The sequence below is a fragment of the Shewanella psychromarinicola genome (assembly GCF_003855155.1).
GTDB lineage: Bacteria > Pseudomonadota > Gammaproteobacteria > Enterobacterales > Shewanellaceae > Shewanella > Shewanella psychromarinicola.
Map to the genome: position 1 here is coordinate 1,669,661 of NZ_CP034073.1, position 12,819 is coordinate 1,682,479.

Here is a 12,819-nt window from a genome sequence, read left to right on the forward strand (position 1 = left end):
TCAAAGGATGAAGAAACATGGGCAAACGTGTGATATTAAATAAAGCCAAACCGATTCTAATAAGCCTTTGCTTTATTGGTGTTGGCTTATCTGTCGGCTCACTGGTTGATGCTGCAGATAGTGATTTTGAGAAATTTAAACAACAGCGTAAAGCTGAGGTTTCACAATTTAATCAATCTAAAAAAGCGGAATTTAAAAAATTCCGTGATGAGTACTTAGCTGAGTATGACGCCTACCGTGGTGAATTGCTGAAATTTTGGAGTGTACCAGAACAAAGCTCTTCCGAAGTAGAAGTTATTTATACACAAGATAAACAGACGCGCGTTAAAATTGATGCGTTAACTCAACAAGTGGTCATCGAAAATCTAACTGATGAAGTTATAGATCAAGACGTTATTATTAGTAAGTTGAAAGCCGACCCTAATACTCGCGTTTTATTAACCAATATAAATAACCAAGCTTCGCTAACAGATGAAAAAAATATTGTTAATACGTTAATTGACCAACCTTCAGAAGTCGTGGCAGAAAAAGTCATTAACGAACAAATTGATACGCAACAGCAACAAATGCTGTCACAGCTTGATGTGCAACAAAGTATTGAAGAAATAGAGATAGAAATTGCGGCTAAAGTTACCCCTAGCAAGGCTAAATCTCTTGAGATAAAAAGTAAACTCAAGCAAGTTAACGAGATTAATAAGCAATCTCAAAAACGTAAAAAAATAGCCGATAAGCAAGTTGAGGCATTAGTTAAAATCAATCCTACGTATAAAAAAACTCAAGTAAATACCATGCGTTTACCTGAAGATTATTTGTACAAATTATCCAAGGATTATTTAAGTTTCTATCAAAAGCAATCTTCAGAAATGAATATTCCCTTATCGTTATTACTTGCTATTTCATATGCTGAATCAACTTTTGACCCAAAAGCAAAATCTCATATTCCTGCATTTGGATTAATGCAAATTGTGCCAAGATCTGCAGGTATGGATGTTGCTAGAAAGTTTTATCGTAAAAATCAAGCTCCAACTTCGATAGAGCTGTATCAGCCTAATATTAACATTCGTTACGGCGCGGGTTATTTGTCCATTTTAAATGAACAATACCTTGATGGTATTGACGATCCAACAAGCAGGCAATATTGCGTTATAGCCGCTTACAATACTGGCGCAGGTAATATTGCAAAAACCTTTAATGGTGGAAATAATCGCTCTATAAAGCAGGCTTATAGCAAGATTAATGCGTTATCGCCCGATCAAGTCTATAGCAAATTAATGAAGCGTTTACCTTACCCCGAAACTCAAAAGTATTTAGCCAAAGTGTCTAAACTTGAAGCTAAATATCAACATCAAATTAATCAATGGAATTTATCCGAATAAGGGAATAATGATGAAAAAAGTGCTACTAATTTCTGCATCTGTTTTAATGCTAGCGGCTTGTAACAGTACGCCTCAATCACAATCTACATCTCTTGCGGACAATGATTCAGTGCCAAGTTGGGTATTTATGCCAACAAGTGAAAAAGGCTTAGCTTCTTCAAGTTGTGTTGCTTGGGGTGGGAATATGTCGGCAGCAAGAGCTCAAGCCATTGCCAATGCTAAAGCGGACCTTGCGCTACAAATTGAAACTCGTGCAAAAGTCATGGATAAAACCATGAACTCACAATCTCAACAAGGTACTGAAGTTCAGAATAAATCGACGTTTAGTCAAGTGAGTAAACAAGTAGCCGAGCAAAGTTTAATTGGTGCCATTCCAAAAGAAGTGGCTTTTGCCTTAATCGATAATCAGAAACAACTTTGTGCATTGGTTGAGATGGAAAATACCCAACCCTTATTTGATAACTTATTGGCTTCCGCTGGTGTGTCGCTAGACCCGTCTTTAGAAGCGAATTTATACAAAGATTTTCGCACTACAAAAATTACTGAAGAGCTACAGGCTGAGTTGTCTGGAAAAGAATTTGACTAAAATTATCTGTTAAATAGGCCTGTAAATCAGTTAATTTATTGTTTTATACCTTTATAAATTAGGGGGCTGTTGATCTTTGTTTGAATTTTGTGCGAAGAAGGTAATCTCGTATAGTTCACTTCGCCAAAAACAAATACAACGAGATTACCATGCCCCGATTAATGCTTGCTGATGAGATGTGGTCGAAGCTAAAAGCTATTCTGCTTGACGATAGCGTTTATAACAAGCGAGAGCATAGATATACGATGGAAGGGAGCCTCTATTGATTGCGTGTCGGCTGTCCTTGGCGCGATTTACCTGAATATTTTGGCTTATGGAATACGGTTTACCGTCGTTTTTTACTGTGGTCAAGAAAAGGTATTTTACTCAGATTGTTCAAGGCATTATCGACTGATAGCGATACAGCGTGGGAATGTCTTGAGGGGAGATATATTAAAGCACATCAACACAGTGTCGACGTGGCAATAACAGACCTATTGCAAGTCAATACAACACAGATAGCAGAACAACGAGCAGTTTGATAAACGTTTATTATTTCAAGTTGAGGTTTCTTAGCAAAGAATAGGTTACAGGGGCAAAATCTTGTGTAAACTATTCTAGATTTTAATAAAAAGTGTGTATCATTACACTTTGTTGTTGTGGATTTCTCGTTGCTCAGGATTCTTTTATATTGTTGTCCAATTTACTTTCTCGCTTTTCAATGGCTGGGATATCAAGATTACTAATTGCTATTGTGTTACTGCAATTTATGGGCGCCAATATGGGGGCGCATCAACTGCATGTGGGCAACAGCAACGAAGAGCAAAATAATCATTCACATCTGCAATTTACTACCGAAGTGATTACCCTTGCTGAATGTGTAGACTGTGCTTGTGCGCTAGACGGTTCACGTATTCATTCAGCTAATGATGATCATCAGCATGCTAATAACATCACCGAGATTGAGCAAGTTGATATCTGCTTAGATTGTCAGTGTCATGGTGGCCATGTGGCACTGGTGACGCTTGGTGATAATGTTATCCGTGAACATTTTCATGATGCTTATGGCAATGTTAGCTTGCACTATATGGCGCCAGCGCCTTTCCCTGCTTATCGTCCTCCTACCGTTTAATCCTTTTAAACACTTTTTTACTGTTTAGAACCCCCTCTTGATCCGCTCACATTGCGCCAATGAGTGCTGCTTTTGCATTCTATTATGACGTTATGTGAAGCTTTTAATGGCGGTGGCTAAACTTATTACCGTTGATGTCATATGTGGCTATCGACGGTCTAGATTGTTTTAGGATTAACCATGAACACCAAATTAGTACCGCCTCTGTCTTTGCTGGCAGCATTAAATGCCAAATCTCTTGTGAATAATGCCGTGAGTCGTGTCGTGAGTAATACAGACACTCATGCTCAGTTAACAAGCCTGTTAAATCCCCTATTAAATGCTCGTAGCAATGCTCGTAGAAATAACCAAAGTAACTTAACTGTTTCTCGAGGATTATTGTTCGGCTCAGCGTTACTCGGTTCATTATTAATGTTATCTAGTTTGCCTGCTCAGGCAAGTAGTCAGCCAGCCGAAACTGACCACCAACAGTCGTTACTAAGCTTAAATACTGAGCAGCGCCAATTAGCGGGGATAGAGGTGTCACAATTGAGTCTGCAAGCTTTTAATTTACAGGCTGTCGCTACCGCGCAATTAATCGTTGATAAAGATAAAACCATTACCATTGCACCGCAATTAGATATGCAGGTACTTAAGCGTCATGTGGTGCCTGGAGAGCAGGTGACAAAAGGCCAACCTTTGTTAACCATAGGCGGAGCGGAGATTGCTGCCGCCCAAGCGAACTACATTAATGCGGCGACGGAATGGGACCGAATAAAGCGCATGAGTCCTGGCACCATCAGTGCTAGCCAACGCATGCAAATCGAAGTGAATGCTGAGTTAAAACGGGCCATTTTAGAATCAATCATGATGACCCCAGCGCAAATTGCTGCGTTAGCCAAATCGCCGAGTTCGATTGGCCAGTTTCAGTTATTAGCTTCCATTAATGGCCGGGTACAACAAGATGTCGCGACCTTAGGCCAAGTGCTAATAGCGGGTACGCCTTTGATGCAACTGACAGATGAATCGTATTTATGGGTGGAGGCTGAGGTTACGCCTATGCAAGCGGATCAAGTCAATATGGGCAGCAATGTGTTGGTTCATGTTGGCAGTCGTACTCGTAATGGGGTCATTATTAGCCGCTCTCATGAAATTAATCCGCAAACCCGCACAGAACAAGTATTGGTGAGGATGGCTAATCCAGGCCATGAATTACATGCAGGTGAGTTTGCCGAATTATACCTAGCAGACGATCAGCAGGCGAAGTCTGCTGGTTTTATTGTGCCTGATGCGGCCTTAACTCGCGGTGGTGATGGCGACTGGCAAGTGTTTGTTGAGCAAGAGGGTGGATTTAGCGCAGTAGAGGTCACTGTGGTTGAACGCCAACGTGGGTTGAGCTTTATTCGCGGTTTAGCTCCCCAAACACGAGTGGTTATTTCTGGGGCTTTTTTCTTAGCCTCAGAGCAAGCCAAAGCTGGTTTTGACATCCATAACCACTAAGCGCTAGGACATCATCATGTTATATAAATTAATTGAGATTGCCGTTGAAAAGCGGTTATTGGTTTTACTTGGCTTACTCGCGACAGTGGTGGCTTCAATATTAATGCTGCCAAAGCTAAACTTAGATGCGTTTCCAGATGTGACTAACGTGCAGGTGAGCATCAACACAGAAGCCGAGGGCTTGGCGGCTGAAGAGGTTGAGAAGCTGATCAGTTATCCGGTTGAATCAGCCATGTATGCCTTGCCTGCTGTGACTGAAGTGCGTTCATTATCGCGCACGGGTTTGTCGTTGGTGACCGTAGTGTTTGCCGAAGGTACCGACATTTACTTTGCTCGCCAGCAAGTATTTGAACAACTACAAGCGGCAAAAGAGTCTATTCCCGCAGGTGTTGGTACGCCTGAAATTGGCCCGAATACCTCTGGTTTAGGGCAAATTTATCAATACATTTTGCGCGCCGATCCCGAAACCAATATCAGTGCTTCTGAACTGCGTAGCTTAAATGACTACTTGGTGAAGTTGATATTAATGCCGGTGAGCGGCGTGACTGAGGTGTTGTCATTTGGCGGCGAAGTGTTGCAGTACCAAGTGCAAGTCGACCCCAATAAACTGCGCAGTTATGGCTTGTCGATGACCCAGGTTAGCCAAGCACTGGAAAGTAATAACCGCAATGCGGGCGGCTGGTTTATGGACCAAGGCCAAGAACAATTAGTGGTCCGTGGTTACGGTTTATTGCCAGCAGGTGACGCTGGCTTGCAAGCCATTGCCGACATTCCGTTAACCGAAATCAATGGCACGCCAATCCGCGTGGCCGATATTGCTAACGTGGTATTTGGTAGCGAAATAAGAGTGGGCGCGGTGACCATGTCTCGCAGGCAGGCATCTGCTGATACTGACTCATCATCCGATGTACAAGCATTGGGTGAGGTCGTTGCCGGCGTGGTGCTTAAGCGCATGGGCGCTAATACCAAAGCCACCATTGATGACATCAATTCACGAGTGAGTTTAATTGAACAATCCTTGCCAAAAGGCGTGTCATTTGAAGTGTTTTACGACCAGGCGGAGTTAGTTGAAAAAGCCGTGACCACGGTCATTGATGCGTTATTAATGGCATTTGGTTTTATTGTAATTATTCTGGCGCTGTTTTTGGTCAATATACGGGCGACATTGTTGGTATTGTTGTCGATCCCGGTGTCGATCGGTTTGGCGTTATTGATCATGTCTTACTATGGTATGTCGGCTAATTTAATGTCGTTGGGTGGTCTTGCGGTTGCGATTGGTATGTTGGTTGATGGCTCGGTGGTGATGGTTGAAAACATCTTTAAGCATGTCAGCGGGCAATCTGTGGCAAGTCAGCAGCAAGATGTCAACGCTAGCGATACGAGTGAGCCCAGCAGCATTGCGATTAGGATCATGCTGGCGGCAAAAGAAGTTTGCAACCCGATCTTTTTTGCCACGGCGATTATTATCGTGGTGTTTATGCCGTTATTTGCCCTTGAAGGCGTAGAAGGCAAGTTATTTCAGCCAATGGCGATCAGTATTATTTTAGCCATGATGGCGGCATTGGTGGTGGCGTTATTTGCGGTACCTGCATTAGCGGTATTCTTATTTAAACGCGGTATTGTGGTACGTCAAAGCAAAGTGCTAGCGCCCATTGATGCGGTTTATCGACGTATTCTTACGCTGGCGTTATCAAGCCCAAAATGGGTGATGATAGCCGCGGTGTGTTTGTTTGGGTTAAGCATGTTATTGCTGCCCAAGTTAGGTACTGAATTTGTGCCGGAACTCGAAGAAGGCACCATCAATTTGCGAGTCACTCTTGCGCCCACGGCAAGCTTGGCTACTTCTATCAGCATTGCGCCTAAAATTGAAGCCATGTTGCTGGAGTTTCCTGAAGTGGAATATGCCTTAAGCCGAATTGGCGCGCCAGAGCTTGGCGGCGATCCTGAACCTGTGAGTAATATTGAAATCTATATAGGTCTTAAACCGATAGAACAATGGACGTCGGCAAGTTCGCGTTATGAACTACAACGCTTGATGGAGCAACGTTTAGCAATATTCCCAGGACTGTTGCTGACTTTCTCACAGCCCATTGCCACCCGTGTCGATGAACTGTTATCAGGGGTTAAGGCGCAGTTAGCGATTAAGATATTTGGTCCAGATCTGACGATATTGTCTGAAAAAGGTCAGCGGTTAACGGACTTAGTCGCTGCCATCCCCGGGGCGGTTGATGTGTCGTTAGAGCAAGTCAGCGGTGAGGCACAATTAGTGGTTCGGCCTAAGCGCGAGGTGCTTGCTCGTTATGGCATCAGCGTCGATGAAGTGATGAGTTTAGTCACCCAAGGTATTGGGGGTGCCAGTGCAGGCCAAGTGATTGATGGTAACGCCCGTTATGACATCAACCTGCGATTAGCGAAGCAGTATCGTAATGCCCCAGATGCGATTGAAGACTTGTTACTCAGTGGTGCTAATGGCGCGATTGTGAGGCTGGGGGATCTCGCCGATGTGGTGACCGAAATGGCGCCGCCGAATATTCGCCGTGATGACGTGCAACGCCGAGTCGTGGTGCAAGCTAACGTGGCGGGGCGCGATATGGGTTCGGTCGTCAGCGATATTTATGCCATAGTGCCGCAAGCTGAATTGCCCCCTGGATATACCGTGGTGGTGGGCGGTCAGTATGAAAATCAACAACGGGCACAACAAAAACTCATGTTGGTGGTGCCAATTTCCATCGCACTGATTGCGTTATTGCTGTATTTCTCGTTTGGTTCAATCAAACAAGTTACCTTGATTATGGCTAATGTGCCGTTAGCATTAATTGGCGGCGTGGTGGCCTTGTATGCCACTGGCACTTATTTGTCGGTACCCAGTTCAATTGGTTTTATTACCTTATTTGGCGTTGCTGTGCTCAATGGTGTGGTGCTGGTGGACTCGATTAATCAGCGCAGACAATCAATGGATGAAAGCCTATATAACAGTGTGTATGAAGGCACTGTTGGGCGATTACGTCCGGTGTTAATGACCGCGTTAACCTCTGCATTAGGGTTAATTCCAATCTTGATATCGTCCGGCGTTGGCAGTGAAATCCAACAACCATTAGCGATAGTGATCATCGGCGGCTTATTTAGCTCAACAGCCTTGACCTTACTGGTGTTGCCGACGGTGTATCAATGGTTGTATCGAGACAAGGTTTTAGTTAACCCGAGTTGAGGCTAACGAAATAAAACCTCATTAGCTCAATAAACCCAAAAGCCTAATCATCTGATTAGGCTTTTTTAAACCTTAAACCTTAAACCTTAAACCTTAGGCAGTTTAGGCGGTTTAGGTGGTTTAGGCTTTAAGTTGAGCTTGAGTTTATTGGCTAACGGCTCGATAGCTGCACCTTGAACTATGACCGAAATCAGTACAATGAAAAATACCATGTGGATCATTTCACGTGATCCCTCAACGCCGGCAGCGGCTGGAATAAGCGCAAACACGATTGGGGTGGCGCCTTTGAGGCCGATCATCGACACAAACAAGCGCTTGCGCCAATTAACTTGTTTAAAAGGCAGGTAACACAACTGTACTGCTAAAGGGCGTGCCACTAAAATCAACAAGATTGCGGGCAATAAAGACACCATCAACACAGGCAATAATTTTTGTGGGAATATCTGTAAGCCTAAAATGATAAACATCAACGATTGTGCTAACCAAGATATGCCATTGAAGAAATGTTTACTGACTTCAGCGCCTTTCTTCAAATAGTTGCCTATTATTACCCCTGCAATATACACAGCAATCAGTTCATTACCGCCCAAGATTTCGGTACTCGATACTGTGATGGCAAAGGTTGCCAAAATAAATACCGGAATAAGCCCAAATTCTGGCAACTTGATGCGATTAAGTGCCCAAACGGCCATCTTACCCATTATTAGTCCTACTACCACCCCAACACCAATTTGCTGAACTAGGCTAGAGAGTATTGACAATGTAGTGGGTGCACCGTTGGCACTATTGATAATATAGTCGGTTAACATGACAACCATCAGTAGGGCGACGGGGTCATTGGTAGCAGATTCGAATTCTAAAATAGTGCCAGTGCCATGTTTTAATTTAAGCTTTTTGGATTCTAAAATAGAAAATACTGCCGCAGCATCAGTCGATGACACTACCGCTGCAAACAGCATGCAAGTGATGAGGTTAAAATCGAGTAACGCATTCAAGATAAAGCCAAAAATAACCGTTGTAAAGATCACTCCAGCGGTGGATAACATGCCGCCTTCTTTCCAAGAAAATTGAATGTGTTTCATTGGGGTATTCAGCCCACCCACAAACACTATGGTGTTTAACGCTAGGGTACCGATAAGCGAGGTAAGCTTCAGGTCGTCGTATACAAAACCAAATTCACCATTACCAAAAGCAAGGCCTACGCCCATGAAAATGAGAAGCGAGGGTAAGCCTAATGTTTTAGAAGGATGATGGAGCAAAATGCCAATAGCAATAAGAATGGAGATCCCTAAAATAATAATATCAGATGGCATATAGGCACTCCTTGGCTAGTTTAAATTGCACTAAATGGCTATTTTAGCATTAAATTAGCCTAAACTCGTTTTATGAGTATTTATTAATATTAATTCATATCCCATCAGTGGGTTGCAATAAAGACCATGCATTATTGGCTTGTGGAAATAGAGATATAAACAGGATGAGTCTGTTTGTTTTAGCTTTAATCATAATGGATAGATCGTTTACTCGCGCAATAATAGCAGTCTAACAACATTTTTATTACATTTTAAACTGCTAATATCAGTTCATAAAAGTACATAGTGGAAACATCATGGCCATATTCATTAGTGTTTGGGGCGTTATTACCTGTGGTGTTGGGCTGTTTATGCTGCTTAAGCTGCTTAAGCCCCAAGGTTTTGCTGATGCTATTGTTCTATTTAGTCGCCAAGATTATTTTCATTATGTCGAAATCATTTCTCGGTTAGTGATTGGCGCAGCATTGTTACTCGATGCGCGTAATACCTTATATCCGTTAGTGTTTGAAGTAATAGCTAAGATTTTGTTTGTAGTCGCTATTATTTTAGTTTTTATGACTGAAAAACACCATAAAACATTTGCGTTATGGGCTGTAAAACATTGCCTTAGTTGGTTTAGACCAGCAGGATTTTGCGCCTTAATATTGGGTCTTTGGACGTTATACGTCAGTATCGATTAAAGACTCAGCTTTGTTGTATAGGCAGTGAAACCGTTATTTTGGCTAATTTGTTAAAATTTTATGTCAAGCTAAACTCCCCTTAAGCCGCAGCACCATTGGACTTGCATATTTCTGTAATGTTAATGAAATGTGAGTGTCATGTTTACGCAGTCTTTTTGTCATTTTTGCAGGTTAGTTTGTAATCCAACCAACTTACTCACACGCTTACATCCGTCTTCGGAGATGACAATGGAACTGAAAAACATTTTTAAACTTACTGCACTTGCTACCGCCCTTGCTGCAACATTAGGGCTTGCTGGTTGTGGTGGTGATATTAATATCAATGCGGGTAGCGATACCGTTACCCCTACTACGCCAACAACTCCAACAACGCCAACTCAGACAGATCAAGAAAAATCATACAGTGGCTTTGCAACTAAAAGCACCACAATGACAGCCGTTGATGGTAAAGAAGTTTGGGTATTAAAAGGTACGTTAGCCCCTTCAACAGCAGCATCAACCATTACCACCGGTGGCCAAGATGGCGACAAAATAGTGTTAGGTAATGATGTTGTATGGCAGCTTGATGGCGCGGTGATTGCCGGTGGCGATAATGCCAATGCAGTTGAGTTATCGATATTACCTGGCACCAAAATCTTAGGTGGCAGCGATTCTTATTTAGTGATTAGCCGTGGTTCAACAATTATGGCTGATGGTACTGCAGCTGCACCTATCGTATTTACGTCTGTTGAGACGGCTTTAGGCCAAGAAGGTAAAGCGGGTCAGTGGGGTGGTTTAGTGTTATTGGGTAATGCGCCAGTAAACACCTGCCCAGATTTAACCAATTGTTCAGCGTCTTTTGAAGTGGGTAACCACAGCTATGGCGGTAATGACACCGAAGACAATTCAGGTTCAATCAAGTATGTACGCGTTGAGTTTGGTGGTTTCAAAATCAATGACACCCAAGAAATGAACGGTATTAGTTTTGCCGGTGTGGGTGCGGGTACTGAAATTGACCACGTACAAGTTCACATGAATAACGATGACGGTTTTGAATTCTGGGGCGGTAATGTTTCAGTAACAAATATCGTACTAACAGAAAACTTTGATGACTCGTTAGATTGGACTAACGGTTGGCAAGGTAGCGCGCAGCACGTTTATATCCGTCAAGCTGACAATGCTTCTAACCGTGGTATTGAAGCTGACAGTAACAGTGATGCCAGCGCTGTACCTATGTCAAAACCAGTGTTAGCCAACTTTACTATTCAGGTTGCTAATGGCACCAACAGTGGTGGTGACGATGCGGAAGGTATTTTATTCCGTAAAGGCACTGGCGTGAATACTTATAACATTCTTGTTAAAGGTGACGTTGATTCTGGCGAATGTTTAGAGGTTAACGACGACAATACCGTTAACAACGCCAACACCGCTGAATTGACCATGCAAAACAGCTTAATTGACTGTGTTGAACCGTTTAAAAATGCTAAGGCAGATGCTGCTGAAGGCCGTACTTTAGCGCTAGATGTTGAAGCCTGGTACACAGGGCAAGACGATAACTTAGTTGCCGCAGCTGATTTAACCGATTACATGCCTAATTCATCATCTGTTGCCTTAACGGCTGGTAAGGCTGATTTGGCTAACCTTGATGCGCGTTTAGTTAATGCTAACTATATTGGCGCGTTTGATGGATCTAATGATTGGACTAAAGGCTGGACTACAGCTATTCATGACGATGTGACGCCAACGCCAACAGCATTACCAGTATTAACCTCTTGTCCAGTAGGCACAACAGCTTCAGCAGCGGCAACAGGGTTATATAAAGATGCATCAATCACGTTAATTTGTACCCTTGAAGGCAATGTTTTAAGCAACACGACGCTTCTCGCTGGCCAAAACGTAATGTACAAAATTGATGGCGGTGCGGTAGTCGTCGGTGGTGATAACACCACGCCTGCAACATTGGCTATTCAAGCGGGTACTAAGCTATTCGCGACATCTAACAGCTTTATCGCAGTGAGTCGTGGCTCAAAAATTATGGCTCAAGGTAGTGCAACTCACCCAATTGAAATGACCTCTGAAGAAGATGTTATTGCGGGTGCAAGTGGCGAACGTGGTCAATGGGGTGGTTTGGTTATTCTAGGTAATGGTTTAACCAATACCTGTCCTGATCATAATGCTTGTTCAGCGTCGTTTGAAGTCGGTGACTTTCCATACGGTGGTAACAACAACGCTGATAACAGCGGTCAAATCAGCTACGTAGTGATTAAGTATGCTGGCTTTAAAGTGAATGATACTCAAGAAATGAACGGTATCTCATTTGCAGCAGTGGGCAGCGGAACTCAAGTAGACCATATTCAAATTCACGCTAACGGCGACGACGGTGTTGAGTTTTGGGGTGGTGCAGTTAACTTGAAATATGTGTACTTAACAGCCAACTTCGATGACAGCTTAGATTGGACTAACGGTTGGACAGGTAAAGCACAGTTTGTGTATATCACTCACGAAGACGGTAATGCTAACCGTGGTATCGAAGGTGATAGCCATAAAGGTGCTACGGATACTCCAGTGTCAGCGCCTAAATTAGCTAACTTCACTATTTTACCGGGTACAGATATTGCTAACGCAAGTGGCGATAAAGGTGAAGGTATCTTACTACGTGTGGCTACTGCTGGTGAGTTATACAACGTGTTAGTTCAAGGTCGTAAAGGCAGCACTGCTGAAACTGAGTCTGGCGAATGTTTAGAGTTAGATGGCTCTTACGCTGGTTTAGTCGACAACGTAAACAGCAAAACGCTGACGATGTCTCATTCAATTATCGACTGTAACGAGCCCTTTAAGTACAGCTCTGATAATGCAGCAACAGCAGACGCTGTCAATGTTGAAACCTGGTTCATGGGCCAAGAAGGTAACTCAACAGCTGCAGTGACTCTCACCGACGGTATGCCAGCAGCTATAGATACAACGCTACTTGGCAAAGGTAAAGACTTAAGCACAGATGATAGCTTCTTCGAATCAACCAACTTTATTGGTGCATTCGATGGCCAGAATGACTGGCGTCAAGGTTGGGCTTACTTTCCACAGTAATCA

9 protein-coding genes are annotated in these 12,819 nt (G+C 43.2%); 8 read left to right on the forward strand and 1 reads right to left on the reverse strand.

The features are described 5' to 3' along the window. Window positions 1-17: 17 nt before the first annotated feature. From EGC80_RS07250 to EGC80_RS07275, 6 genes are all read left to right on the forward strand, one after another. Entirely contained in the window at window positions 18-1,376 is a 1,359-nt protein-coding gene (locus tag EGC80_RS07250; RefSeq protein WP_124012580.1) for a transglycosylase SLT domain-containing protein, read from the forward strand. 7 nt (window positions 1,377-1,383) lie between these two features. Further along, complete coding sequence (locus EGC80_RS07255) at window positions 1,384-1,962, forward strand: hypothetical protein (protein ID WP_233768613.1); 579 nt, start codon at window positions 1,384-1,386, stop codon at window positions 1,960-1,962. A gap of 266 nt (window positions 1,963-2,228) precedes the next feature. Continuing rightward, window positions 2,229-2,483, forward strand: coding sequence for a transposase (locus EGC80_RS07260; RefSeq protein WP_206191830.1), 255 nt, complete (start codon window positions 2,229-2,231; stop codon window positions 2,481-2,483). A 179-nt stretch (window positions 2,484-2,662) separates the two neighbouring features. Continuing rightward, on the forward strand, window positions 2,663-3,073 hold the full coding sequence (locus EGC80_RS07265; protein WP_124012691.1) for a hypothetical protein: 411 nt from the start codon (window positions 2,663-2,665) through the stop codon (window positions 3,071-3,073). A 180-nt stretch (window positions 3,074-3,253) separates the two neighbouring features. Next, window positions 3,254-4,552: an efflux RND transporter periplasmic adaptor subunit gene (locus EGC80_RS07270; RefSeq protein WP_233768615.1), complete on the forward strand. Its 1,299-nt coding sequence runs from the start codon at window positions 3,254-3,256 to the stop codon at window positions 4,550-4,552. A gap of 16 nt (window positions 4,553-4,568) precedes the next feature. Next, window positions 4,569-7,760, forward strand: coding sequence for an efflux RND transporter permease subunit (locus EGC80_RS07275; protein WP_124012578.1), 3,192 nt, complete (start codon window positions 4,569-4,571; stop codon window positions 7,758-7,760). An 86-nt stretch (window positions 7,761-7,846) separates the two neighbouring features. Here the strand turns inward: EGC80_RS07275 and EGC80_RS07280 are convergent, their stop codons facing one another. After that, a complete protein-coding gene (locus EGC80_RS07280) occupies window positions 7,847-9,073 on the reverse strand; it encodes a potassium/proton antiporter (RefSeq protein ID WP_124012577.1) in 1,227 nt (408 codons plus the stop codon). Window positions 9,074-9,369: 296 nt separating this feature from the next. On the opposite strand from EGC80_RS07280, the gene EGC80_RS07285 reads away from it, so the two are divergent. Next, window positions 9,370-9,753, forward strand: coding sequence for a hypothetical protein (locus tag EGC80_RS07285; RefSeq protein WP_124012576.1), 384 nt, complete (start codon window positions 9,370-9,372; stop codon window positions 9,751-9,753). Between the two features lie 228 nt (window positions 9,754-9,981). Further along, window positions 9,982-12,816, forward strand: coding sequence for a hypothetical protein (locus EGC80_RS07290; RefSeq protein ID WP_124012575.1), 2,835 nt, complete (start codon window positions 9,982-9,984; stop codon window positions 12,814-12,816). Window positions 12,817-12,819 lie beyond the last annotated feature (3 nt).

Bases quoted from the DNA above. Each gene is read 5' to 3' on its own strand.
- EGC80_RS07250 (WP_124012580.1), top strand. From the start codon at position 18: ATGGGCAAACGTGTGATATTAAATAAAGCCAAACCGATTCTAATAAGC.
- EGC80_RS07255 (WP_233768613.1), top strand. From the start codon at position 1,384: ATGATGAAAAAAGTGCTACTAATTTCTGCATCTGTTTTAATGCTAGCG.
- EGC80_RS07265 (WP_124012691.1), top strand. From the start codon at position 2,663: ATGGCTGGGATATCAAGATTACTAATTGCTATTGTGTTACTGCAATTT.
- EGC80_RS07270 (WP_233768615.1), top strand. From the start codon at position 3,254: ATGAACACCAAATTAGTACCGCCTCTGTCTTTGCTGGCAGCATTAAAT.
- EGC80_RS07275 (WP_124012578.1), top strand. From the start codon at position 4,569: ATGTTATATAAATTAATTGAGATTGCCGTTGAAAAGCGGTTATTGGTT.
- EGC80_RS07280 (WP_124012577.1), bottom strand. From the start codon at position 9,073: ATGCCATCTGATATTATTATTTTAGGGATCTCCATTCTTATTGCTATT.
- EGC80_RS07285 (WP_124012576.1), top strand. From the start codon at position 9,370: ATGGCCATATTCATTAGTGTTTGGGGCGTTATTACCTGTGGTGTTGGG.
- EGC80_RS07290 (WP_124012575.1), top strand. From the start codon at position 9,982: ATGGAACTGAAAAACATTTTTAAACTTACTGCACTTGCTACCGCCCTT.